General features: G+C 53.9%; 16 protein-coding genes and 1 pseudogene. 9 read left to right on the plus strand and 8 right to left on the minus strand.

Annotated features, from left to right (window positions below; all coding sequences use genetic code 11):
- Nucleotides 1–5 precede the first annotated feature (5 nt).
- The 3 genes from E1757_RS17875 to E1757_RS17885 all read left to right on the plus strand — a co-directional run bounded on the left by E1757_RS17875 (nucleotide 6) and on the right by E1757_RS17885 (nucleotide 5,034).
- Complete coding sequence (locus E1757_RS17875; RefSeq protein WP_133230519.1) at nucleotides 6–2,036, plus strand: alpha-amylase family protein; 2,031 nt, start codon at nucleotides 6–8, stop codon at nucleotides 2,034–2,036.
- 171 nt (nucleotides 2,037–2,207) lie between these two features.
- Nucleotides 2,208–4,532, plus strand: coding sequence for an AraC family transcriptional regulator (locus E1757_RS17880; protein ID WP_165972165.1), 2,325 nt, complete (start codon nucleotides 2,208–2,210; stop codon nucleotides 4,530–4,532).
- Between the two features lie 76 nt (nucleotides 4,533–4,608).
- Nucleotides 4,609–5,034 carry a GNAT family N-acetyltransferase gene (locus E1757_RS17885; RefSeq protein WP_133230523.1) on the plus strand — a complete coding sequence of 142 codons (426 nt, stop codon included), beginning with the start codon at nucleotides 4,609–4,611 and terminating at the stop codon, nucleotides 5,032–5,034.
- A 73-nt stretch (nucleotides 5,035–5,107) separates the two neighbouring features.
- Here E1757_RS17885 and E1757_RS17890 read toward each other — a convergent pair whose 3' ends face one another.
- Entirely contained in the window at nucleotides 5,108–5,986 is an 879-nt protein-coding gene (locus tag E1757_RS17890) for a pentapeptide repeat-containing protein (protein ID WP_133230525.1), read from the minus strand.
- Nucleotides 5,987–6,633: 647 nt separating this feature from the next.
- On the opposite strand from E1757_RS17890, the gene E1757_RS17895 reads away from it, so the two are divergent.
- Nucleotides 6,634–8,766, plus strand: coding sequence for a GMC family oxidoreductase (locus E1757_RS17895; RefSeq protein WP_133230527.1), 2,133 nt, complete (start codon nucleotides 6,634–6,636; stop codon nucleotides 8,764–8,766).
- A 133-nt stretch (nucleotides 8,767–8,899) separates the two neighbouring features.
- On the opposite strand, the pseudogene E1757_RS36525 reads toward E1757_RS17895, so the two are convergent.
- The 3 genes and pseudogenes from E1757_RS36525 to E1757_RS17910 form a co-directional block, all read right to left on the minus strand.
- Nucleotides 8,900–9,142: pseudogene (locus tag E1757_RS36525) on the minus strand (carbohydrate ABC transporter permease); the annotation flags it as partial.
- Between the two features lie 15 nt (nucleotides 9,143–9,157).
- Nucleotides 9,158–11,272, minus strand: coding sequence for a multicopper oxidase family protein (locus E1757_RS17905; RefSeq protein ID WP_246079254.1), 2,115 nt, complete (start codon nucleotides 11,270–11,272; stop codon nucleotides 9,158–9,160).
- Between the two features lie 283 nt (nucleotides 11,273–11,555).
- The gene (locus E1757_RS17910) at nucleotides 11,556–12,356 is read right to left on the minus strand and encodes a hypothetical protein (RefSeq protein WP_133230529.1); all 801 of its coding nucleotides are present in this window, start codon (nucleotides 12,354–12,356) and stop codon (nucleotides 11,556–11,558) included.
- A gap of 142 nt (nucleotides 12,357–12,498) precedes the next feature.
- Here E1757_RS17910 and E1757_RS17915 point away from each other — a divergent pair, with 142 nt between their 5' ends.
- Both E1757_RS17915 and E1757_RS17920 read left to right on the plus strand, forming a co-directional pair.
- On the plus strand, nucleotides 12,499–13,419 hold the full coding sequence (locus E1757_RS17915; protein WP_165972166.1) for a M15 family metallopeptidase: 921 nt from the start codon (nucleotides 12,499–12,501) through the stop codon (nucleotides 13,417–13,419).
- Nucleotides 13,420–13,735: 316 nt separating this feature from the next.
- Entirely contained in the window at nucleotides 13,736–13,972 is a 237-nt protein-coding gene (locus E1757_RS17920) for a DUF6953 family protein (RefSeq protein WP_133230531.1), read from the plus strand.
- Nucleotides 13,973–14,016: 44 nt separating this feature from the next.
- Here E1757_RS17920 and map read toward each other — a convergent pair whose 3' ends face one another.
- From map to E1757_RS17935, 3 genes are all read right to left on the minus strand, one after another.
- Nucleotides 14,017–14,769, minus strand: a complete 753-nt coding sequence (map, locus tag E1757_RS17925) for a type I methionyl aminopeptidase (RefSeq protein WP_133230533.1) — start codon at nucleotides 14,767–14,769, stop codon at nucleotides 14,017–14,019.
- On the minus strand, nucleotides 14,766–15,395 hold the full coding sequence (locus E1757_RS17930; protein ID WP_133230535.1) for a TetR/AcrR family transcriptional regulator: 630 nt from the start codon (nucleotides 15,393–15,395) through the stop codon (nucleotides 14,766–14,768). The genes map and E1757_RS17930 overlap by 4 nt, the downstream gene beginning before the upstream one ends.
- Before the next feature lie 559 nt (nucleotides 15,396–15,954).
- Nucleotides 15,955–16,923 carry a hypothetical protein gene (locus tag E1757_RS17935; RefSeq protein WP_133230537.1) on the minus strand — a complete coding sequence of 323 codons (969 nt, stop codon included), beginning with the start codon at nucleotides 16,921–16,923 and terminating at the stop codon, nucleotides 15,955–15,957.
- 244 nt (nucleotides 16,924–17,167) lie between these two features.
- Here E1757_RS17935 and E1757_RS17940 point away from each other — a divergent pair, with 244 nt between their 5' ends.
- On the plus strand, nucleotides 17,168–20,242 hold the full coding sequence (locus tag E1757_RS17940; protein WP_133230539.1) for a fibronectin type III domain-containing protein: 3,075 nt from the start codon (nucleotides 17,168–17,170) through the stop codon (nucleotides 20,240–20,242).
- Between the two features lie 111 nt (nucleotides 20,243–20,353).
- On the opposite strand, the gene E1757_RS17945 is transcribed toward E1757_RS17940, so the two are convergent.
- Entirely contained in the window at nucleotides 20,354–22,369 is a 2,016-nt protein-coding gene (locus E1757_RS17945) for a penicillin-binding transpeptidase domain-containing protein (RefSeq protein ID WP_133230541.1), read from the minus strand.
- A gap of 538 nt (nucleotides 22,370–22,907) precedes the next feature.
- Here E1757_RS17945 and E1757_RS17950 point away from each other — a divergent pair.
- Both E1757_RS17950 and E1757_RS17955 read left to right on the plus strand, forming a co-directional pair.
- Complete coding sequence (locus tag E1757_RS17950; RefSeq protein WP_133230543.1) at nucleotides 22,908–24,080, plus strand: phosphotransferase; 1,173 nt, start codon at nucleotides 22,908–22,910, stop codon at nucleotides 24,078–24,080.
- A gap of 79 nt (nucleotides 24,081–24,159) precedes the next feature.
- Entirely contained in the window at nucleotides 24,160–24,735 is a 576-nt protein-coding gene (locus tag E1757_RS17955) for a GNAT family N-acetyltransferase (RefSeq protein ID WP_133230545.1), read from the plus strand.
- Nucleotides 24,736–24,966 lie beyond the last annotated feature (231 nt).

Here is a 24,966-nt window from a genome sequence, read left to right on the forward strand (position 1 = left end):
CAAATATGGACACGACCGCAAGAGATTGGTGGCAAAAGCCGCTTCGTATCATTCAACCGAATTTGCAAATTAAAGACACCGCCTTAATCGATCCGCAGAAGCTGGCATCGCAGATGAAAGAAATGGGAGCCAACGCAATCGTATTTAACGTTGCCGGTATTTACGCCTGGTATCCGACGAGGGTGCCGTTTCATACCGTAAACGAATATTTGCCCCAATCGTTTGATTTATTGAAAGCGGTTATTGAGGCATGCCACAAGGAAGGGCTTCGTTTCATCGGCCGCTTCGACTTCAGCCGGGCGGAGGATTCGATTTATTTGCAAAAGCCGCAATGGTTTGCCAAAAAGACGGACGGCGAGCCGGAAATTGTCGGCTTGTACAGACCCGGTCCCTGGTCGATGCTGATGAATACATGCATCAACGGAGCTTACCGCAACGAGGCGGTGGCGCTGCCGGTTCTGGATGAGGTCATCAGCAATTACGACCTTGACGGCATTTTCTTTAATGCGCCGGGCTACAGCGATTGCTGGTGTGAAGCGTGCCGACAGAAATATGCCGCGAAATACGGCCAGCCGCTGCCCGCAAACAAAAAAGAGTTCGCCGAGGATTGGGCTTCCACTTGCATGCGCGACAACATGGATAAGTTTTATTCCTTGATTAAAAATAAAAACAAAGATATTCCGATGATTTTATACTACAATCTATATCACGACAACCTGTTTGACCGCGCGGAAACGACCGATATGCTGTGTACCGAGCCGCAGGATATTTTGTCGCTCGGCCATCACCATATTCCGGAGTTTTGGAAGCCGGCGCTCAGCATCAAGCTGGGACGGTCGCTGCCGGACCGGCCGACGCCGTTCGGCATTGTCCACTCGTCGCCGGGCATGGACTGGCGGCATACGGGACTGCCGCCGGCCGAATACCGCTTCTGGCTGTCGCAAATTCCGGCGCATGGAGGAAGCATCTGGCATTCCTTGACCGGCATCCCGGATACGATCGGCGACAAGCGGATTCTTGAAATCGTAGCCGCTTTTAATGCGGATGTGAAGCAGGTCGAGTCCGATATGGACGGAGCAGCGCCGCTGTCGCAGGTCGCTTTGATGTGGACGGCCGATCCGTCTGCCGAGGGAATGGCCGACGGCTTGATCAACAAGCAGGTTCCGTTTGATGTGTTGCTAACCGAACAGGCGGTTCCGGAACGGTTAGCGCAGTATAAGGCGCTTATTATTCCGGAAGGCATGAAGTATACGGAATCGTTTGTCGATATTATTTCCGCATATGTCGAGCAGGGCGGCTGCGTTATTGTCGAAGGCGCCGTTCCGAAGAACGAAAAGCTGCTGGCGCTGCTCGGCATCGGCAACGATATTTATGTCAGCCAGTCGCTGACTGCTTCCTACCTGCGGTTTGAAGGTCAAGGCAATCCGCTGCAGAAGGGCTTGGAGCAGACGGAGCTGATAGCGCACCGCGGCAAGGTGGCATACGTGACGCCTGCTGGGGAACGGACACAGGTATTGGCTACGCTGGTGCCGCCGTTCTCGCCGCTGGATGCGGTGGGACGTCCGCCGGAGCGAGCATCGCTGCCTGTCAGCCATACGGAGCTGCCGCTCGCGCTGACTAATAAAATAGGTCGTGGCATCGCGTTGTACATGCCGTTCTCGCTCAGCCATCTGATCAATGAATACAAATTGGTCGAGCATTACCAGCTGCTGGCCAATGCGGTAGACTACGCCCTGGGAGACGAGCCGCTGATTGAGGTCACGCACATGCCGGGATTGCAAATTACGCTGTTCGAGAAAGAGGGCCATGTGCTGATTCACCTCGTTAACGGCGCCGGCCGCCGGCCACTCACGGCCAATATCCCGCTGACGCAAATCGAGGTCAAGCTCCGGCTGCCGGGCGGAGGCCGGGTGAAAGCGGTACAGCAGCTTATTTCCGGCGAGGCGCTATCCTACAGAACCGACGAAGCCGGGGCGGTATCCTTCACGGTTCCGAGCCTGCTTGTATGGGAATGCTTACGAGTGGAAACGGAATAAGCCGCAAGCCCGCCTGAATACGGATAAGAAGGCCGGGGCAGCCCGAACAAGCGCTGCCCGCGGACCTTCTTCTTTCTGTTATATCAGCTTCATGCGTGTGCTATAATAGATGTGCCATCACGGCACGGCATGAGCGGTCTGTTTTTCAACTTGGAGCCCGGAGGTATCGATATGCTGAGCAAGTGGATAGAACGCATACGACAATTCATCAACCCGCTGCTGCCGCGAGCCAATTATTTAAACCGGCTTATTTGGTTCGGCTGCTTGTCCGTATCCATTCCGATCGTGCTTGCCGGAAGCGCATATTACCACTTTTCCATCGTCAAGCTGACCGATCAATTCAAAGTGGACAACCTTGCTTCGATCACGCTGCTGAAGGACCGGATGGAAAATGTGCTTACGGCGGTGGAGCTTGAGTCGCTTAAAATATCGGCCAATTCGCTGGTCAAGGATAATATGGGCAAGCCCGAATTCGACGACTACATGCTGTTCGGGATGATACTCAATACGTTTCAGGTTCATAAAAACTCGAGCAGCCTGATCAGCGAAATTATGCTGTACGACAAACTATCCAATGCGGTGTTGACAAACAATTACGGTTATTTGCCTTATATGGCCTACAAGGACCACGACGATATCGATATTATTATGCATATGGACGGTTCCGGCAAATGGGTTCACCTGCCCAATGCCAGCCAGGACGGGTATTTGTCCTTCGTTCGCAAGCTGCCTCTGATGACGATCGGGGATCAGGCGCAGGGCGTGCTGGCCATTCATGTCCAGGAAGACGTGCTGGAAAAAAATCTGGTCAACTATTCGTTTGCCAAGGAGCAGTCGCTTATGCTGCTCGACTCGCACAACAACATCATTCTGCATTCCAAGGGCAGGAACGCGCTGGGCCAATCCTCCGCTTTATTCGCCGGCCTGCAGGAAATTATCAAAGACGACAATCCAACCGGGCAAATGACGATCCTGGACGACAAGCAGGAGCGGTATTTGGCGGTTTATTATAAGACGACGTTCGGCCGCACCTATATATCCTTGCTGCCGGAACGGGCGATGACGAAGGAATTGACGTGGATTCGCTGGGTGATCGTCAGCTCCGTGCTGGCGCTGCTTATATTCGCCTTGCTGCTGATCTATTTCGCATCCAAACGGGCCTATAATCCGATCGAGCAGTTGATCCGGTACGGCGAGCATATTGGCAACGGCCAGCCGCTGTCGCCGAATGGCAACGATATCGAATACATCAAATCGTGCCTGAGCTATTTGAACGAGCAGTCGGAATCGCTGAACCATTATTTGCAAAAGATCAGTCCGAATATTCGCAACCAGTTTTTGCAAAAGCTGCTGTCGGGAAGCGCTGTCAGCCGTGCCTCGCTGCTTGACGAATGCCGCGAGCAGCAAATTCCGGTCGAGGGCACGTTCGTGGTGTTGGTCGCAATCGTGGAGAACATGTTCAAGGAAAAACGGTTTTTGCCTAGCGAAGGCTCTATTGTCATGTTCGCCGTAACGAATGTCATGAACGAGCTGCTTGTTAAATCGCAGCTGACCGGATATATTTTAGAGAAGAACGAGCGAGAAGGGATTGCCATTCTTCATTTTAACGGCGAGGCGTCGGAGGGGGAGATTCGCGAGCGGACGAAGGCGTTTGCGCTTGAAATCCGGGAGGCGCTGGCAACGTATTTATCGTTCTCGATGTCGGTTGGCGTCGGCAAGGCGTATTCAGGGATTGCCGCACTGGCCGAATCGTACCGGGAAGCGAAGCTGGCGCTGCAGCACCGCATCATTAATGACAGCGATCCGGTGCTGTTCGCCGAGGAAATGGAGCAGACGGGCCGGCAAAGCATGTTTTTTTATCCGAACGAGCAGGAAAAAATTATCGTCGACGCACTAGCCCGCGGCGAAATGGAGCTTGCCGAGCAGGCGCTGAACCAGTTCGCCCAAATCGTCCGGGGCTCCGAATCGTACAATACGATTTACCAGTGCTATCACGTGCTGCTGTCCTCGATTATTCAGTCGCTGGAGGAGAAGGGGCCGGGTATGCTTGACTCGCTGGAGGACAACTGGTTCGATCAGCTGAAAGCGCGGCAAACGTCACGAGAAATTTATGAGTGGTTCATTGAAATCATCTTTCCGTTATATAAACGGATTACCGAGGAGAGCCGGAAAAAGGGCGCCAAGCTGGCAATCCAAGTCGTATGCAAGCAGATCAAGGAAAATGTGGGCGGGAATCATTCCCTCATCGATTTTGCCGATATGGTCGGCCTTAGTCCGTCTTACTTAAGCAAGCTGTTTAAAAAGGAGCTGGGCGTTTCCTTTGTCGAGTACGTGATGGAGAGCAAGGTGAACAAGGCGAAGAAGCTGCTTGAGGATACCGATTACAGCGTGATGGAAATCGCTGAAATGGTCGGCTATTCCGAGCGGAATTTGAACCGCGCCTTCCAGCGCTACGTCAATATGTCGCCGAAGCAGTACCGGTTATCGCATCGTTAGAGAGCTGTCGGTGAATAGGGGGCTGTTCCCATAGTTTATACCGGCAGCCTCTATTAATATAAAGAAGGGGGAGCTTATGCCCGAAATTAGAGAAATGACGATTCACGATTATGATATGTGTATAACTCTGTGGAAGCGCACAGAAGGTATGGCGTTAAGCGCCGCCGATTCCCGGGAGGCGATCCGCAGTTATTTAAATCGGAATACCGGCATGAGCTTTGTATGCGTGGATGGCGGACAGGTGACAGGCACCATATTGTGCGGACATGACGGAAGAAGAGGTTATATATATCATGTCGCCGTAGATCCGGAGCACCGGGGAAAATCGATCGGCCGGCGGCTCGTGGACTGCAGCCTGAAGCGGCTGCAAATAGCGGGCATCGACAAATGCCATATCATGGTTATTGAGGATAATGAGATCGGTAACCGTTTCTGGAGCCTGTCGGGGTGGATGAAGCGGGACGGAATTTTGCTCTATTCCAGCGAAACCGCATTTCCCTGACAAATGCGCTAGTCCCCTAAGGACGGCGAAGCCGATTGTCCCTGATTTGCATGAATTGTATTGAATGCTCGCTTTACGTTCCGAAGGTAGACCAGTGCATCGGACGAGCCAATGACGCAGGCAGTTTTGTGCCGGCGTCTCCCTTTGCCGCGTTGAGTTGGGCTTGGGTGAGAAAAATAGCGCCGGTGAGGTCGGCACCTCTAAGGTCGGCGTCCCGGAAATCTGCACCGATAAGGTCAGCCGCCCTCAGATCGGCGCCTCTTAGGTCAGCGGCTATAAGGCAGGCCGCTCTCAGGTTGGCAGCTCTGAGGTCGGCATCTCTCAGTTTGGCGCCGATAAGGTCGACGCCGCGGCCATAGGCCTTCCTACGACCTGAAGAGCCCTTCGACTGGCAATAAGCTTCGGCTCGCACAAGCTCGCTGGCACGCAGGAGCAGAGCATTGATTTTTGCCCGGTGTGCCGCCACATCCAATTCCAAGAGAGAGCCGGGATCTAAGTGAGTGAGGCTTTCCGTCTCATCGAGCGCCGAGCTGAGTGCATCGTGAATCGGACGGGCCGGCTGCAGCGTCAGCGCTTCGGTCAAATACCAGAGCAGCTCATGAAGCTGGCGCATAATCGGGAATACCTCGAACATTTGATTCGCGGATCCCGGCGATTGCCGCCAGTCGCGTCCGCCGTAAGTAACTTGAGAAACCTTTTGCCCCGCACCGAAGCAGTCATAAACCGTGCACCCCCGAAACCCCCGCTCTCTGAGGCTGTTATGAATACCGCAGCGGAAGTCCGATTGCAGATTTTGGCAAGGCTGCCCGGCATCTTTGTCGGTCGCAAAGTCTGCCGAAGCTGCGAAAGGCAGCGCGACACAGCACAACCCGAAGCAGTTCTCGCAATCCGCTTGCATATGGAGGCGGCTTCTGTCAGGGGAAGGTCCTGAATATTCGCGATTGTCACACATTGCGCGGCCTCCTTCCTGTTCATACGTTGATTTTCCACGAGCCCATTATTGCACAAAGTAAGAGGCAGATCAATTTCCGCATTACTGCCTGTGCAACGTTCTCCTAGTAGTGAGTGCTTATTGAACTATCGGAGACTGTCGATTAATAGGGATAAGGGCTTGGAGAATGGCTTCAAGGCGAGTCGTATTACGGGGGCTCCCCCAAAAGTAATCGGAATTAACTACAAAACATCGCGTCACTTTTGGGGGACAGGTTATTGCATTGTTACCGAAAAGTATAATGAAATCAAGGCAATAAAACGTGTTTGAGCTTCGATTTCATCTCCAAAGCCCGTTCCCGTCCTTTAATCGACAGTCCCTATCGTCCCGCTAGTTGAGAAAAGTCATTATGTTTTCAAGCTGGTTTTATCTCTACACGCACGGCTCAAATGTCTAGCGGGAAGCCCGAGGCACGTGATAGACTATACGTTAGAAGGGTGTGCATCCTTCTCCCCCCTGACGCCGATTGCGGAGGAGTAGGTGATGGGGTGTGAGCCTTTAATATTGTTCATCGGATTGAGTGGAACGATCGCGACTGGTAAGGAGAGAAAGTTCATGAGGATGAGTAATTATGATACACGCCGAATATCATTGGGTGGTGAACGTTGATGAAACCTAGCGATCAGAAGTATTTTTCAAGCGAGGTGAGCCCTGTCTTGGAGGCAGTCGTCGATCGGATGATTCCGGAAGATGCATGGCCATCGGCAACCGATGGGGGAGTGTTGGCCTACCTGCAACGTCGAGCCGGCGAGGATGTCGCCACCTGGATGGATTTGATTGTACCCGGACTTCACGCATTGGATGCAGATGCAAGCGCTTTCTATCGTCGGCCATTTTCGGAACTGTCGGCAAATGAGCAAGACGGACTGTTACGTGACCTGGAGCATGATAATTTTCAGGACTTTCCCGTTTCGCAGAAACTTTTCTTTTCCACCCTATTGAGCCTGGTTATCGAAGGTTATTATGGAAGTCCAGGTGCGGGCGGGAATCGTGGGGGTAAGTCGTGGGAGATGATTGGTTTTCGTCCGGGTCCCGTCTCCGAACTCCATGAACCGGTCCTGGAAACCGAACTGCCACAACGGACCTTCGATCAGCTCCGGGACCGGTATGACGTTATCGTCGTCGGGGCAGGGGCAGGGGGCTCGGTAGCGGCGGCGGTGTTGGCCGAATCGGGACTTCGCGTGCTCGTCGTCGAGCGTGGAAGCTGGCTTCGATACAGTGAGATAGGCAGCGATCATGCGCGCAATCATCGTTTTAGCAAATACGGTCATAACACAGGACCAGGGTTGGAAGGCAATCCTCGCACGATTCTTTTGGCCAACGGAGATGAGCGGATTACAGCACCCTTTGAGGGTGACTACCATAATAACGCGATGACGGTGGGCGGCGGCACACGCGTCTACGGAGCACAAGCATGGCGATTTCATTCGGATGACTTTCGTATGGCTACTCGCTATGGGATTCCAAACGGGAGTTCGCTTAGTGATTGGCCGATTAGCTACGATGAACTCGAACCTTATTACGAGCGGGCGGAGTGGGAAGTCGGCGTTTCCGGGGACGGTGATGCCCACCCGGGACGCGGGAGCCGACGACTCCCTTATCCAATGCCAGCACTGCCGAGGACGCTGGAAGCAGAACGCTTGGCTCAGGCGGCAGCGAAATTGGGATGGGACGCGGGGCCGGTTCCTCTTCTCATCAACTCGGTCGAACGTGACGGTCGACCGGCCTGTGGGCGATGCGGCCAGTGTGTCGGATTTGCTTGCCCGACCAATAGCAAGAATGGCGGCCACAATACGATGTTATTGAGGGCTATCAATACCGGTAATTGCGACCTGATTTGCGATACCATGGTAGAGCGCATAGATAGCGAGGCAGGAAGGCACGCCACCGGGGTTCGCCTTGTACATGAGGTGGCTGGCTCAATCCAACGTCGGCAAGTGCGGGCGGGGCACGTGGTGATTGCAGCCGGAGCCATCGAAAGCGCACGCCTGCTCCTCAATTCGGCAAGCGATGCAGAACCGCAGGGGCTAGGCAATCGGAACGGACAAGTAGGAAGGAACCTTCAGGGTCATGTTTATACAGGTGCCTATGCCCTCTTTGATGATCCGATTCAAGACGGTCTTGGGCCTGGAGTGAGTATTGCCACCTGTCGCTTTGCCCATGGTAACGGGGACGGAATTATCGGGGGCGGTATGCTTGCCAACGAGTTCACGCGGCTGCCGCTGATTCACTGGAATCGGGCGCTTGGGCCGGATGCCGCACGATGGGGGAGCTCAGGCAAGGTAATGATGCGCGAGAGTTACTTGCGCACTAGCCATGTTCAGGGACCGATCCAGGATATCCCGACCCCCGAGTCAAGAGTGCGGCTCTCTCCAACGATTAAAGACCGCTTTGGAATCCCCGTGGCCCAACTCTCGGGAAGTGTCCATCCCGAGTCTCTTCGAGCCTCAGCTATGCTAGGAGAGCAAGCGGAGATTTGGCTCTGGGCTGCCGGAGCACGTCAGGTTTGGCGAACGCGGCCAGGTGGCGGGCTCAGTGCCGGGCAGCATCAGGCCGGGACACTGCGCATGGGTAATGACCCTTTGACATCAGTCACCGACCCTCATGGTCGCGTACACGGATACGATAATCTCTGGGTAAGTGACGGCTCCGTACACGTGACCAATGGCGGGGTTAATCCGGTGTTGACGATTCTTGCTTTGGCTTTCCGCATGGCAGAAAATCTGGTGAAACAAGCGTAGTGAAATATAGACACGAGCAAAGCTTTATACGCCGGCTCGAAATCGAAGTTGATTGTTCGCGCTCACGCAGGTGTAGTTGGCCGGTTTCAGAGGTACAGCAGTAGGAAAAATTCCAGAGGGGTTGTATTGTTGATTAATCTTTGATAGCCCCGGCGGCAATGTCCGAAATAAACTGCCTGCTGACAAAAAGAAACATAACAATTAATGGTAAGGTTGCCATTAAGGTTCCAGCCATGACCATAGCATAATCCGTTTTGTAAATACCGTTTAGTTGAGATAAGACAATCTGAAGCGTATATTTTTCCGGATTATTCAGATAAAAAAGTATTGTAGTGTCCTTCTTCATTGATGAACGGGCTGGCTGGATGAAAGGTAGCTGGCCGTGCTCTTTTTATTCGGGATGGTTTCTCGTGGCGCTACCGATCGTAAACGGAGAGGTTACCCCTTCGTACATCAGATGCATGGTCATGCCAGCCGCGGCGTGAACCAGATTGTGGCAGTGATCCATCCATATGCCGGGGTTATCTGCCCGGAACGCAACTTCGTACGTATCCCCCGGCAGCACGTCGAGCGTATCCGACCACCAGGTTCCGGTAACCGGCTTGCCATTGCGGGACAATACGAGCATATGGTGACCGTGCAAATGCATCGGGTGATCGACTGCGCCCCGGTTGATGATCGTCGTTTTCACAAGCTCCCCCTCGCGGACCATGAACATGGGCGTATCAGGAAAAACCTCGCCGTTAATCGTGTACAGATTGTTGAATTGTCCATTGTAGAAGCCAAGCTTATTATCCAGAATCATTGTAAAATTCCGGTCAAAGCGGCTGGCCGCATGGAAGGGGACCGGTCCGGTACTGCCATACGCGGCAGGATTAAATGTGGTCGCAGCCACGGTCGAATTGTCGGGAATATCTCCTTTACCGTCCGGACTCATGAACAGACCCAGCTTATTTTTGCCGCCAATCCCCATAAAGACGGGGGTATCCGGCATAACGAATGTAATATCGTACCGCCCGCCGGTCGTCAGCTCCAGGAGAGTGTTCTCAATAACTTCCGGCTGATGCAAATCCGACCCGTCGATGGCGGATACTTGGAAGGGGGTACCGGTCAACTGATACTTTTGCCGCACCCAGTCATCCGTATTCACTAGCCGCAGCCGTACCGGCGTTCCGGGTTCGATGCTCATTCTTTCAACCGAATCGGAAACGCTGACGGCGAAAGTCTCGTTCCAGCGGTGAGTCATCAGCGTAATGTCTTTCACCTTCGGATCCATATCATCGGTTTTCGGCTCCACGATCAGCGCTCCGAACAACCCTTTTTGCACAGCCTCTTTGGACTGTTGATGCGAATGGTACCAGAACGTGCCTGCTTGCTCGGCAACAAAACGGTACGTATAGGTCTCCCCTGGCATTACAGAATCTTGGGTGACGCCGGCAACGCCGTCTTCGGCATTGGGCACGTCCAGGCCATGCCAGTGGATGGTTGCGCCTTGCTCTATATCCTTGTTGTTGAGCGTTACCTCGATCAGTTCCCCTTGCTTGATACGAAGCTCCGGGCCGGGAATTTGACCGTTGTACGTCCATGCATCCACAGATTTGCCTGAGCTGAGCCGGACTGTTGCCTTCTCCGCTGTCAGCGTAAATTTCCGATCAGGCGTACCTGTGCGGGGTCCCGTCAATTGGGAGACGGAAACCGCGGGATTGGAGTTGGCGGATGAAGAGCTTGTGTTCCCGGATGAATGATGGGCATGGTCATTTGCGGCAGCGACGGCGCCGCCCCCGTAATCAACCACCCCCGACATCATATCCATTTGTTCGGGCAAGCGGCTGTTTTGCATGGAAACATAGAAGACGCCTCCGGCCGCAAGGACCACAATGATCAGTACGCTTAAATTCCTGAGCAGCATTACCCATGGACGGTAACGAACGACTGTGTTCGGATGGCTTACCTTCCAATAACGGCGGTCATGCCGAACCCAAAGACCGGCAACGGCGACAAGGAACAGAACGAGCGGAACCGTATCGTCCCATTGAAAAGGAACGGGAGCCGACATGGAATAGTAGAACGCGGTAAGAGCCCCCAGGGCGGTTGCCTGGAACGGAACAATTAATCCGGGTTCGGCTGAATGTCCGCGAACGTCGGCCTCCAAGGGGACCTCCGCCTCCGAAGCCGCCTTCGTTCCTTTACGCAATCGTACCAGCTTCGGTACGGCCATGACGAATACGGACAATACCGGAATTGCTACGAGCGGCGCGTGCAGAAAAGCCCGATCCTGCCAAAACGCCGAATTCAGTGACAATATCATAAGAACGATAGCGGTCAAGACCGCCGCGGCGGGAACCAGAATGTACCCTGCCCAAAATAATTGCTTCCGTGCCTTGCGGTGCAGGCGCTCCGTGTTAGGGCTGTATACGAGCCGCGAAGCTTTACTTCCTGCAATCCAGGCGAAAATAACCAGGAGCAGCAAGCCGATAAGCTCCGATTCCATCAATATGGTGTACAAAATAAATCCCCCTTAGTTCGTTGAACTCATATAAACCATTGTATCTTCGGACCTGCCGCGGCAAAACGGTCTGAAGGTGGAATGGAGACTGGACCTAAGTTGGGGTGCTGATCCAGACTTTGATTGGGGATGCGTTCGCACTCGGATATTCATATTTGGAAAATATAGGGATTATATTTGAGGCCATGACAAAAATGGAGGGAATGATAATGAGGCCGAGGAGAATGCAATTGCAGTCCTCGTTTCTTTGAAAAGCGGAGAAAGATGCAGCCGTTTAACTTCTTTAATCCGATACAAATGTGGATGTTAACCAGCTCCGGACCGCTTTAACGGTCGTATCCATATTGGAACGCCCTTGCTCATTGATGAACGGGCTGTTCTCTCTGAAATAATCGGGATGGCCGCCGATAATCGGAAAATGCGCAACGGCCCCCGGTGCAAACTGTTGCCGGTACCAGGAAGGCAGCCGCCCCGGATTGCGGTGGCTCCAACCGCTCCAGCTTCCGAGCCGGGTGACAGGGTCGGCCGGCTTGCCCTTGGCGTCGAGCAGTCCGGCGTACAGCACGGACGCCCGCATCCATTCGGGGATAGGACACTTCGGCGACCCGATCTGCACGATGCGGTGGGGCAGCAAACGTTCGTGCCCGTCGGCTGCAGCCGTGCCTGAAGCGGCGCCCCGCGCAGCGGCGTCGTACAAGCCCGCGCCGGCCGCATCCGTGCTTCGAGCGGCCTCGGCGGCGAGAATTTGCACGGCGTGCACGGCGGCTACGCCGCCGCCGCTGTGCCCGATCAGCAGCAGCGGACGGCCGCCGCTGCTCAGACGAATGGCGTCCGCTGCCCGGCGGCCGCCGATCGAACGAAGCGGCTGCGCCCGTACGAGCCACAGGTCATGGCTCATTTCGCGCAGCTGGCTTACGAGCCGGCGGTTCCAATCGCCGTATGGATAGAGCAGCTCGGACTGGACGCTCCAGCCGTCCTGCTCGAGTTTGTCGGTCATTGTATGCCGAAGGCCTTCCATAAACAGCGGGGCGGTGGCAACGCCGGCCAGCAAGTACATCGATATTGGTTTGGCTGTCCGACTCATCCGGTCAAGACCCTCCTTGCCTGAATTATGTCATTTTCGATTTCCCATAGTATGAAAATGAGCAACTTTTTACCTTTGCGCTCCGTCGATGTATACTAGAAACATGCAATATTCAATCAACCAGGGATAGGATGGTAGCTTCATGAACATGTATGCAAAACCTGCCGCAGTCCTGCTCTTGGCAGGACTTGTTGCCATATCCGCCGCAGGCTGCGGCGGCAGCTCAGCCGCTCCGGCGCCTTCCGCGCCTGATAGCGCGAATGCGGCGAAGCCCGCCGACGATGCGGCATCGAAATCCGCCGGTGGCAGCGGCTCGACCCAACCGGGGCAGACCGCCCCGCCGGCGAAGACGGATCCTGCCGCTGCGGGAGCAGGCGGAGCCGCGGACGCGTCCAAGCCTCCGACGCAGTCCGGCACTTCGGCGTCCAAGCCGCCGGCTGCCGGCAGCAAGAACGGAGCCATAGAAGTTGTGGCTAACCCAGCGGATAAAACCGTGCTCGTCAATAAAATGTATAAGCTGCCCGACAACTATGCGCCGCAGGATTTGGTCGAACCTAACGTTCCTTTTATTTTCAAGGAAAAATCGGAAAAACGCAAATTGCGCAAGGAAGCCGCCACCGCGTTGGAGAAGCTGTTCAAGGCGGCCAACGACGATAAGCTGCCGCTGGCCGGTGTTTCCGGCTACCGCTCATTCGCCACGCAAAAAAGCGTCTACTCGAATTATGTCAAAAAGGACGGGGAGGAAGCCGCCAACAAGTACAGCGCCAAGCCGGGCCACAGCGAACACGAAACGGGACTGGCTATCGATGTGTCCGGTTCAACAGGCAAATGCGCGGCGACCGACTGTTTTGCAGCGACGAAGGAAGCCAAATGGCTGGCTGAGCATGCAGCCGATTACGGTTTTATTATTCGTTATCTTAAAGGAAAAGAAGACATTACCGGCTACCAATACGAGCCCTGGCATCTTCGGTATGTTGGCACGGAACTGGCCAAAGAGCTGACTAAACGGGGAGTCACCCTGGAGGAATATTTCGGACAAACCGTACCCGTAAATAAGCAGTAAGACGTCATGATCTAACGGAACATGAACGCAATTCCCCAAAAGACGGTTGAATTGCAACGATAAGCCTCCATGTCCGCTGTTCAAGCGGGGCGGGGGCTTCGTCATGTTCATGTAAATATGATGACACTTAAATTAGGTGCGGCTTCGGATTTTGACGTATACTTGAATAGTGAAAAATGTAAGAAAAGCTTCTGACCGAAGCCCTTCCGACGAAGATACATTCGTGTTTTAGATGTAGCTTTTCTTGCAATATCAGACTTGTTCAGCTCCGCTGAAATCATATAAATTCTGATATTATAAAAAAGGAGCGGTTCTAATGGAAGTTACAGCGGATGAAGTTGCCGCATGGATGATAAACGAAGTGAAATTCGCCGGAATTTTGTATCAAAGCGATGCGGTGGAACGGATCAGGGAGAAGTTTGGCGAGAGCTTCATTTATGTGAATGAAAACGGAAATACGTCCATTTCCAAGGAAGTCAAAAAAGCTTTTAAAAAGCTGCATCGCGGCAGGGTAGCCTGGGATCGCGACGGCTTCTTCTGGGGCTGGACCTAGTTGAAGAAGCTGGCGGTGCAGGCCACCGCCTGCTTCTGAACAAATTACGGCCTCTGCTCGGTCAAAATAATCGGACCGTCCGCCGTAATGGCTATCGTGTGCTCGTACTGTGCAGATAATCGGCCGTCGGCCGTTCTCGCCGTCCAATTGTCCGCATCGATCGTCATCTCATAAGTGCCTTGATTCAACATAGGCTCGATCGTAATAATCATGCCTTCCTTGAACCGGAAGCCTTTCCCAGGCTTGCCGACATGCACGAAGTTCGGCTCCTCGTGCACCGATCTGCCGACCCCGTGCGCCAACAAGTCACGCACCACAGAATAACCGTTTCGTTCGGCGTGCTGCTGCAAGGCGTGCATGGCATCCCCGATCCGGTTTCCGACTACAGCATGCTGTATGCCGATATACAGGCATTCCTTCGTTACTTTCATCAGCCTCCGCGTTTCCGGGGAAATATCGCCCACCGGATAGCACCACGCGGAATCGCCTACCCAGCCGTCGGCGACCGCTACAATATCGATTTTGACGATATCTCCGTTCTTGAGCGGTGTCGTTCCCGGAAATCCATGGGCAATTACGTCGTTCACCGATGCGCAGGTCGCGAACGGGTATCCCATATAGCCTTTCGTGAATTGGCTTCCGCCCATCTCGGTAATTCGCCGCTCGATATAATCGTTGATTTGCAAGGTCGTAACTCCGGGCTTAATCATGCCGGCAATTTCTTTATGACAGGCCGCGACGATACGTCCGGCTTTTTCCATTTGCCGTATTTCATCCGGCGTTCTTAACGTGATCATGCTTGCACCGCCTCTTGTTGAGTTGCTTTAATGCCTTGAATTAGCACATTCGCCGTAAAACCGGCATCAAATCGCCCGCTGTTATGGTTGTTATAAATGCTGTAAGCCCCGATGAGCGCGCCGAGCAGCGTATTCGCCGTTTGTTGGGGATCAAGCCCGGGAGGCAGCTCCTGCTGACGGATGGCATCCTCAATCAGATTGACCACCGGGTTGTAGATGAACGATTCGAATCGAAGCGAGTAGGAATGCTGAAGCTCCGGCTCGAACATCATGAAGCGCTCTGCCGCTTGCTTGCATACGGCAAATAAGGCGCGGCTGGCCGTCCAGCTGTCCGGCAGCTGCCTCAAGCAGCCGTGCAGCTGCTCAAGCGGCATTTGCGCAGCATCCAGCCGTTTCGGAAGCTCCTCTGCAGCGGCAAAGCCAGCCTCCATAATATCGTGAATGAGCAGATGCTTGTTATTGTAGTAATGATAAACGGTTCCGTAGCCCAAGCCAGCCTTAAGAGCCACGTCCCGGATGTCAAGCTGCATCCCGTTTTGCAAAAATAACGTTTCGGCGGTTTCGAGAATTTGCTGCTTCCGGCGCTCGCGGATTTCATCGTTTTGTTCCTTGGTTCGGGGGGACATGCTTGTCACCTTCCTTTTTTAGACCTGCAATAATGTCAATAATAAATATACATCGTTTCGACGCTATTTTCAAGTATGGATGTAAGGCTTCATCGGTATATCGACCGCCATCACAAAGACCGCGCCGCCCGCTGGGAGATGCGCACGGTACGAATGACCGACCGAGCTTTGGAGAACTATCCAACAAGCCGGCTGCTGCCGAATCCACTCTCGTTGCCCCTCGTCTGCTCCCGCGATTCAACCTTGCAGTTCAGTTTCAATGATTCCGCAGTGCCAGCCGGGCTGATTGTTCAGCAAAAAATAGACCGCCCTCGCAGATGAAGCCGGGCGGTCTTATTGCTCTTATTACAGACAGAACCAATCCAAATTATTGTCCTTAAAAACGGTGCTATGTACAGAGGGTGACAGTCGATTAATTGTGGGGAATAGACTTTGGAGGTGACTTCGAAGCTTAATCGATAGCTACAGAGGACGCGCGGCCGTTTGCTTCGATGCAGTTACGCTGCCATGCACATCGCCCTAACGACTGCTCCTTTGGCGTACAAGCGGTAAAAACCGTTCATTCGTCGGCCGCACCGTCCTTCGATATGCTGTGGAGCTGCACCAGCCGTTCCAAACCGATGGCGCTGATCATCATGCGCTCTTTTTTGCTGCCGAGTAGCTTTTGCGGCCAATCGACGAAACCGCCGTCGCCAATGTTCATCGACTGCCCGTTCAGCCGGACGAAGATCGAAAACTGCATTCCTTTATAATACTGGTTGCGATTCTCCTCCTTCAGCTCATCAACCTCAATGTCGGGGGCCTCCTCCCGAATATAATCGCCCAGCCGTTGGACCAGCCCCTCGCTGTCCGTATAGCCATCACGGCGGTTGAGTCTGACTGTAATCCCGATATCAAACAAGGACGAAAAAATGTGTTGATACACCTTCAGATGGTCCAGCAGCGCTTGCTTTTCAAACGAATAGGAACCTTTATCCTTGCCGGAGCTTACCATGCAAAACAAATGAAAATGCGGCAGCAGCCCAGGCTTGTTAAACTGTTGGGCCCGTACGTGGCGGTGAGTGGTGCACAGCCGGACCGGCGATTCGTCGTTGGCAAGCTTCTTCTCCTTGAGCAGGCTGCAAATATGGAGCGCCATTAAATTGGTGGCGTCTCCGACAACTTCCGTTCCGCGCAGAGCGGAAATGATCTTATTCTGATCCGAGGTTGCGACAACGGAGCAGGAGCCGAGCGGAGCGACCGGCGACAGCTGAATGGCCCGAAACGAGGCGTCCGCCGCAACGGTCAGCAGGCGGATTTCCATCTGCTTAAGCTCAATCGGATCCAGCGCGGACGGCTGGACGAACCGGTTTGCGGCATAAGCCTTCATCAGGTCGGCATACGGCGAACCGTGGGTCCGCCTGCGGAACACTTCAAGCAGCAGCGTATTCAGATCGGATAAGGAAAGCTGCTCGCTGAGGACGTCCAGAATGTTATTCTTGTTGCCCGTCTGGTCTAAAATGCGTTCAATCGCTTTTCGATCGTTCATCGTACTATCGGCTCCTTTTTCCGGGATTTGGATAATAGCTTCAGTATATCTCAAATGCTTGCGGCAGGCGTGCTTTTTCCAAAAAAGCAGCGGTCCAATAAAAGATTTATAGAGAAATTCGCGCAAAAAAGAGGTTACTTTTCCATGTTTGCCTGTCGGACAATCATACATTCCCTCAATCACGAATTGAATTAGGGAACATATACTATCACAGCAGTGAACCATTCTAGGAGGAGGTAGTACCATGGCACCAATTGATAGTCACGATCAGTTTATTGTAAGCCCCAGCACGTCCGATGAGAGCGGGACGATTAACAGCGGCATCGCAAGCGGCTATAAAACGATCGTTTTTACGAGAGGCACCCATACGATCAACAGCAACGTCACGATTCCGCGGGATGTTCTGGCGGTAATTGAAACAGGAGCCAAGCTTAAAATCGGGAGCGGCGCAACGTTGACGATAAACGGCGAATTGTCGGCCCCGAAGTTACCGGTATTTATTGGCGACGGAAAAGTGGCGACCGGCGTCAAAGGCCGTGTGCTATACCCGCAATGGTTCGGCGCATCCGGTCTGACAGGTACGGGCGGAAGAGGTATTGTCGGAAGAGGGACAAGTTCCGCAGGCAGCAGCACGATTACCGTAACGGACGGCATCGACAGGTTTAGCGACGGCAATACCGTCATTGTCATCGGCGGCGGGAGAAATCCTTCGCTCGGAACGCCAGCTGTCCCGTCATTGAAGCTGGGCACGTACGATCCGCAGACCGGGAAAGTCACAACGGGTAATACGAAATACACGTATCAAATCGTGGCGATCACCAAAGACGGTGCGTACTCGCTTCCCTGTACGCCGGTTGCGCTTTCGAACGGGCCGGATGCGTCCTACTTTGAATATTACCAAGGAACTCGCGTCGAAATGACGATGCCGAGCGCGCCATCGGGCGCCGACGGCTGGGCCATTTATGGCGCGTCAAGCAATCCGGCCGGACATCAAGGACTGCTCGGCGTGCAATGGACAAGGTCGGCCCAATGGTTTGACTACGGACCCGGAAGATGGGACAACTCCGTACCTCCCTGGGTGCCTACGGCGGTGCCGGCACAAACCGGAAGCCGCTTCTTGGCGACGACGATCGTATCCGGCGGCGGCACTTCCGTATTAACGCTCAAAGACGCGCTGGCTTCAGCCGTTCAGCAGGCGCCGATCATGGCGGATGACAGCGTCGCCCTGCAAAAATGCTACGATTTGCTCGATCAAGCCGGCGGAGGTACGATCGAGCTGATTAAAGGAAGATACTATATTCATATTCCTACGAATACCGATCCGAAAACGGCGGTTAATTACAAATCGAACGTGACTTTGATTTCTTACGAGCAGGCAATTATTCAAGGCTACACCAACTTCACGATGGACACGATGATATTGTTTGCCGCGAAAAACGGAAGGGCGGACAATTTTGCGTTTGACGGCATTGTTTTTGACGGAGGAAACGAAACGACGACGACCGAGTACAGCTATTGGGGAATTGCGACGGCCGACGGAGACGGCGGCACAGGAACCGGCTTGCATAACGATTTTCGGATCCGAAACTGCGAGTTCCGTTATTTTACAGGCAAAGCGCTTTGGCTCGGCGGCGGCAACCCGCAAAACTATACGGTAGCCGACAACTATTTTCATCATGGCAACTCCAACGTGATGACAGTATCGGGAACGAACTTTGCCGTACACAACAACCGGATCGATACTTCCCTCATGTACGGCGGCAAAAGCTATATCCGGGCGGCGGAGTCGATCATTATGATGAACGCGGATTCCGGTCTGATCGAAGGCAATTTCATTCGCAATTGGGGCAACATATCCAGCGGCGCCTACACGATCAAAAATATACAGATCGTCAACAATACGATGAACGATACGAACGGGATCGGGCTGGCCGGGTATAAAGAAAATATTATGATCTCCGGCAACACGCTGAATATCAGCACAACGGACTATATCGTCGGTCACGGGATTGCGATCGAGTCTACCCGGAACAACAGCCCTTGTCTGAAAATGACGATCACCGATAATATTTTCAACACATCGGGTAAGGTACAAACGCTTACGTTTTCGGTTGACGGCGGTAATATCGCCAATGAAATCAACGTTTCCAACAATTTTATCAATCATCGCGATTCCAGTTATATTCCTTTGAATTTCAGATTCATGACCGATGTGCAGTTCAACCATAACGAGATTATATGCACCAACGTAACGGGCGGCGGCGCGACCGATCTGGCGATCGATTTAACGTATGACATGAGCTCGGCGGATTCCAACTGGACGGTCATCGGCAACAACATTCCGGGAAAAAACTTGTCCGCGCCTTCCGGAGCGGTCGTTGTAGGCAACCGGGTGGGCGGGATGAGACTCGACTCCAACCATATCGTAGTCGGCAATCGTGTAACGGGCACTTCGGGGCCGAATACGTGGGGCGGTCTCGTTAACGTAGGCGGAAGCAATAACGTCATCAGCAACAATACGATCGATCTGAGCGGAACCGTGAACATTGACGCGGCCATTAAAGAAAACAGCCGGAGCACGAACAATATCATTACCGGCAACCGCATCCTTAATTACGGAAGCAAGGCACTGTCTTCTTTAATTCTTCATAACCAAAATTCGACCGTCATGCAAAATATGCCCTCGGACCGCAAGCAGATCGTATCGGATAAGCAGCCGACCGCCGGCTCGTGGGTCGTGGGCGATACTGTGTACAACAACACGCCGAGCGTTTCCAATCCGTATGTCGGCTGGATTTGCACGATTGGCGGGACGGCGATCGATCCGAACAAGGCATGGCAGCCCAACCGGTCTTACAATGTCAATGATCAGGTGTATGCGAACGGCAAAATTTATACAAGCACCGCAGCGGGACAATCTTCGACAACGGCTCCGTCGCATATTAACGGTACGGCGTCCGGCGGCTCGACGCTGGTTTGGCAGTACGTCGGCTTCAAGGCCGTATTCAATCCATTCGGCCTGATCGTCTTTGCCAGCACGACGCCTCCGGCGGTTCCGACAGGATTGACTGCGGTTGCGGGCAATCAGCAGGCGACGTTTAAATGGAATCCGAATACGGATCCCGATCTAGCCGGATATAATCTGTATCCGAAACAAAACAATACGAAAGTAAATTCGACGCTGATTCAAACGACAAGCTATACGCTGACAGGAATTCCGAACGGCAAAACGACCACCTATGAGCTGGTCGCCGTCAATACGGCGGGCATCGAATCGGGAAGGTCGGCGGGCGCTGCCGTAACTCCAAGCGGTTCCTGACGTCTTTAAGCATAAGCTGCAAGCCCGGCCTCTTTATTCAGGGGGCCGGGCTGTTGTTTTTGGCGTTTGACGCCGACTGGTTGTGAGGGCGGCCATCCGTTAAGCCGCCGTTTACTTTTTTATCGTTTGCTGGAAAACATGCTTGACCTTCGGCGTCACGTAGCCGCTTCCCCCACGGCCCTTCACATCCTCGATCATGACCGATACCAGTAGCTGCGGATCGGCTGCATTAAATCCGACAAACCAGCCGTTTTCCCTACCGTCGGCATCCTTGCTTTGCTTCAATTCCGCCGTCCCCGTCTTGCCGGCTATGGAGGCACCCGCAATGTAAGCGCCGTGCCCGGCGCCTTTCGGGCTGCTTACCGCCTGGACAAGATCGTTTTTCAGTATGGCCGCCGTTTCCGGCGTCATTGTGTTTTTCCATGTGCTCGGATGATTGGCTTTGTCCTCCTCCAACAGCGTGGGATAGACCATATTGCCGTCATTCACCAGAGACGAGAAGACGTGCGCGACATGCAGCGAAGTCATCGTTACTTCCCCTTGTCCATAACCGGTATCGGCAAGCTGAATGTCATTTTTGATGCCGGTATTGTACAGCTGGGACTTGCTCACGGGAAACGGAATCGGCACTTTCTCACCTATGCCGAAACGGGCGGCCTCCCGGATAAAGGCTTCGCTGCCGACTTGCAGCGCAGCCTGCGCAAAGTAAATATTATCCGAGTATACGAGTGCGTTTAGCAAATCGACCGGACTTGATTCGTTGACCCGCTTAACGAAATAGTTCCCCCATGAGCGGTCCTTGCTCCAGGTCAGCCCGGTGATCGGGCGCTGCTCTGCGGGATCGACGGTTTTCGTATCCAGACCGATGGCGGCCGTGACGATCTTGAAGGAGGAGCCCGGCGCGAAGCCTTTCGAAAACCGGTTGAGAAAAGGCTGTCTCGGATCGTTGTTCCATTGGTTGTACTGGTCGCCGGACAATCCGCGCTCGAACGCATTCGGATCATACGACGGGCTGCTTAACAGGGCGAGAACGTCGCCTGATGCCGGTTGAATAGCCGCAGCGGTTGCCGCGTCCTGCTTGATCTCGTTGAAAATGATTTGCTGCAGCTCCGCATCGATCGTCAACTTAACCGTCGTTCCGGGTACGGCTTTCAATTCGGCCAGCACCGTCTTTTCTTTCCCGTTTGCATCGGTAACGGAAATGACCGCACCGCGTTTGCCCCGCAGCCGCTCCTCGAACACCTGCTCCATGCCGGATTTTCCGATCAAATCGCCGGTCTCATAGCCTTGGCCTTTCAGCTTTCCCAGTTCATCCGCGTTAATTTCCGCAATATAACCGGTAAGGTGAGCTGCGGCCTCCGCATATGGATAGGTGCGAATGGGCTTTTTTTGAAAGCTGATCCCGTTCATATCGCGGTATTCGTTCGCGGCATCATCTGCGACGAAAGCCAGCGGGACGAATGAATCGGGCTTGACCCAGGCGGCGTTCAGCTTTTTCTGGATCGCGTCCGTACCAATGCCGAGCTTTTCCGCCAGCCGGGCTTTCGTCGTGTCGGCCAGCTCGCCGAGCTTTCCCGGAACGATTCCGAGCTGCAGTGCGCTGCCGTTCACGGCCAAACCGTTCCCGTTTCTGTCCCAAATTTCGCCGCGCTCCGGCTTGATGGTTTGGATTTTGACCTTATCATCGGCGGCCATTTGCGGAAAAATAAGCGATGGTTCCCAGTCGATCAACCATTTCGTCTCCTTATCGATCCCGGTTTTGACAAGCTTCGCCTTATAATTAAAGTTCAGCGCACCCGCCAGCGTATCCATGCTGACATGGAAGACCGACGACCACTCAGCCGCGTCTTTGGCCGGCTGCGGCGTTTCCTGGGGGTTCGCCGAGATAGCCAGATGCTCCGCTTCGATGCCGTCATAAATTTTCCGATAACGCTGGGCGAACTCTTCCCCGGATATCGAGGATTTCGCTTTCGGCGTTAATCGATCATACATGCCCGAATAGTTTTGCTGCTGCCAGTCGGATAAATAAGCTTGTAAAACGTCTGCAGGCGGTTCTACTTTTTTGTTGCATCCGCAGACAAGCAAGAGGAGCAGTAAGCCCGCTATGTGCCAAAATGGTCTTTTCATTATATTCACGTCCCAATTTACTGAAATAGATATGCTTTCAATATACGATTCGTAATCTCCATCGCCTTTTAAGTAGAAGCGTTTTCCTTCTCCGTCCATCCGGCCGTAACGACAGTGAACTCGTTCAGCTTTGCTGAAAATCGGGGAATCAGATGGGGACTCAAACCCCACCTGATTCAAGGCCCACCTTAGAGGTTGGGGTCTTAACCCGATAAAGTCGTAATCGGATAAATATTATCTTGAACATGGGCGCCTCTTGTTTACAAAGGGTACATACATCTTGCTTTTTTTTTCGATGAACCAATTCCTTCCCGTGTCGGCAATCCAGTTTATCATAGTTCAGTCCGCATTTCCGTTCAATGGATGGACGGTGATAATAAACTGATAATCAAGTGATCCGCGCTCGACGGTCGAAAGTTTGGCGCAGAGCGGCTTCGAAGGGGAAATGCAGGGAAATCCCGTTGCAGCGGCTTCATTTATTGCTGAACTGTGCTAAGGTATATAGCAGGCAGCAGTTGCCAGGAAGGTGAACATAACGATGGATGGTATTGAATTGAAGCTATCGCCCGAAAAATTGCAGCGCTATGTACAAGAAATGCTTGAAACGGATAAATTGCAGCTGGGCGACTGGACTTGCAGCCGGTTGGGCTGGAAGGCTTCCAATGCGGTGACGGGCGGTTTGTACCGGGCGGCAGGAACCGCGAGGCTATATGGATGGGAGGTCACCTGGTCGTTGATTGTCAAAGTGATCGTTCCCGTCACGGAAACCGACGATCCCGGCCATTACAGCTACTGGAAGCGGGAGGCGCTCGCTTACCGGTCGGGCGCACTCGAACAATTGCCGGATATGGTGAGGGCGCCCCGATGCTTTGCCGTTGAAGAGCAGGCCGACGGGTCGGTCTGGCTGTGGCTGGAGGATGTGCCGTTCTCCGCCGCGCCGCCATGGACCTTGATTCGCTATCAGCAGGCGGCCCGGCTGTTAGGACGGTTCAACGGGGCTTACTTGAACGGCTGGCCGCTGCCGGACGAGCCGTGGCTGTGCACCGGCTGGCTCGCTTCATGGGTGGAAGCGTGCGACCGCTATGATAACGGCGCCGCTTTGACGGAGGAAAACTGGCGCAGCCCGCTGCTGCGCCAGCTGCTGCCCTCCGGCATGTTCCGGCGGTATGAGGCATTTCATCAAGCGCGGCCGCTGCTGCTGCAGGGGCTGCAGAGTCTGCCCCGGGTGCTGACGCACAACGACGCCTGGCCGCCCAATCTGCTTCTCACGGATGATGGCGGCATGGTGGTGATCGACTGGGCCTTCGTCGGAATCGCCGGGGTCGGGGAGGAGTTGGGACGGTTGTACGGGTTAATGCTGCATTCGGATCCAAGCTTGGCCGAAGCGCGGCATGACCGGCTGCCGGAGCAGTTATTCGAGTCTTATTTGGCCGGCCTTCGGCTATCCGGCCGGGAAGGAAACCGGGATCAGGCCCGGTTCGGGTTTATGGCTGCGGCAGGCTTGCGCTGCGGCATGGTAGTCGCCAAGCTGATGGACGACATAGGCGCCAACAGTACCCATGAAGCGGCTGCGGCGCAGGAAGCCGCAGCGACCTCGAAGGCGAAAGCGCAAGCCCGCTGCGGCATCGCCCTTCGCCTGCTCCGAATGGCGGAGGAGGCGGAGTCGCTTTTGCCGGTCATTTGTCGGAAGTCCGGCGTACCGGACTTTTAGAAGCAGCCGGATTCGGGTATCCTATTTTTGGTTGAACAGTAAAGATATATGTCACTACATTGGAAGTGAGGGGATTGTCATGATTCAAGCTGCCGCAATCGAAGATGCGGATCAAGTAATGCCACTATTGTACGCGGCCATCGGTTCGATCGCCTTTTCTTTGGCCGGAACCGGGGATGAGGGAGAGGCGCTGCGCATTTTGAACGATTTTTACCGCCGGCCGGGCAACCGGATCAGCTATACGAATGTGCTTGTCGATAAACGGGATGGAGTCGTAGCCGGTATGCTGATCTGTTATCCGGGCGATGAAGCTGCGGCTCTGGACCGGCCGTTTATCGAACGAATCCGACGCGAAGCAGGGCGATCCGGCCATACGCTTGACCAGGAAACGAAGCCCGGCGATTACTACCTCGACAGCTTGGCCGTTCACGAGGCGTACCAGGGGCAGGGGATTGCGAAGTCATTAATGAGGGCTTACGAGGCGAGAGCGTTGGATCGTGGATACGGCCGTCTTGCGCTTATTGTCGAAGAGAACAATGCAGGAGCCCACGCGCTGTACGAAAAAATGGGCTATTCGCCGGAGGAAACGCTCGAAGTAAGCGGACACCGTTACCGGCGGATGGTGAAGCAGGCCGGACAAACGTCCGGACGATGAATGACAAAATAGAAACATATGTTCGTTTTCGTGGCGGCGTAATGCCTTTTCGGACTTCCATAGTGGTTTTGGGGGCGTTTGTAAAAAGGTTTGGCATTTTCCCACGACAAATCGATATGGCTGTACTTGTTTATCTTTCATCCTCCATGTATGTACTTGCGATCTGACGCCGGAGTCCGGCGCTTTGAGACGATCTCCAAGCATTCCTTCAGCTCGTCCGGAACTTAACCT

The organism is Paenibacillus piri (genome assembly GCF_004354045.1).
GTDB classification, from domain to species: domain Bacteria; phylum Bacillota; class Bacilli; order Paenibacillales; family NBRC-103111; genus Paenibacillus_S; species Paenibacillus_S piri.

What these genes read in the sequence shown, in the direction of transcription:
- E1757_RS17930 (WP_133230535.1), bottom strand. Translation starts at nt 15,395, where the DNA reads ATGTCCCCCCGAACCAAGGAACAAAACGATGAAATCCGCGAGCGCCGG.
- E1757_RS17915 (WP_165972166.1), top strand. Translation starts at nt 12,499, where the DNA reads ATGAACATGTATGCAAAACCTGCCGCAGTCCTGCTCTTGGCAGGACTT.
- E1757_RS17910 (WP_133230529.1), bottom strand. Translation starts at nt 12,356, where the DNA reads ATGAGTCGGACAGCCAAACCAATATCGATGTACTTGCTGGCCGGCGTT.
- E1757_RS17880 (WP_165972165.1), top strand. Translation starts at nt 2,208, where the DNA reads ATGCTGAGCAAGTGGATAGAACGCATACGACAATTCATCAACCCGCTG.
- E1757_RS17955 (WP_133230545.1), top strand. Translation starts at nt 24,160, where the DNA reads ATGATTCAAGCTGCCGCAATCGAAGATGCGGATCAAGTAATGCCACTA.
- map (WP_133230533.1), bottom strand. Translation starts at nt 14,769, where the DNA reads ATGATCACGTTAAGAACGCCGGATGAAATACGGCAAATGGAAAAAGCC.
- E1757_RS17885 (WP_133230523.1), top strand. Translation starts at nt 4,609, where the DNA reads ATGCCCGAAATTAGAGAAATGACGATTCACGATTATGATATGTGTATA.
- E1757_RS17935 (WP_133230537.1), bottom strand. Translation starts at nt 16,923, where the DNA reads ATGAACGATCGAAAAGCGATTGAACGCATTTTAGACCAGACGGGCAAC.
- E1757_RS17950 (WP_133230543.1), top strand. Translation starts at nt 22,908, where the DNA reads ATGGATGGTATTGAATTGAAGCTATCGCCCGAAAAATTGCAGCGCTAT.
- E1757_RS17940 (WP_133230539.1), top strand. Translation starts at nt 17,168, where the DNA reads ATGGCACCAATTGATAGTCACGATCAGTTTATTGTAAGCCCCAGCACG.
- E1757_RS17890 (WP_133230525.1), bottom strand. Translation starts at nt 5,986, where the DNA reads ATGTGTGACAATCGCGAATATTCAGGACCTTCCCCTGACAGAAGCCGC.
- E1757_RS17895 (WP_133230527.1), top strand. Translation starts at nt 6,634, where the DNA reads ATGAAACCTAGCGATCAGAAGTATTTTTCAAGCGAGGTGAGCCCTGTC.
- E1757_RS17945 (WP_133230541.1), bottom strand. Translation starts at nt 22,369, where the DNA reads ATGAAAAGACCATTTTGGCACATAGCGGGCTTACTGCTCCTCTTGCTT.
- E1757_RS17920 (WP_133230531.1), top strand. Translation starts at nt 13,736, where the DNA reads ATGGAAGTTACAGCGGATGAAGTTGCCGCATGGATGATAAACGAAGTG.
- E1757_RS17875 (WP_133230519.1), top strand. Translation starts at nt 6, where the DNA reads ATGGACACGACCGCAAGAGATTGGTGGCAAAAGCCGCTTCGTATCATT.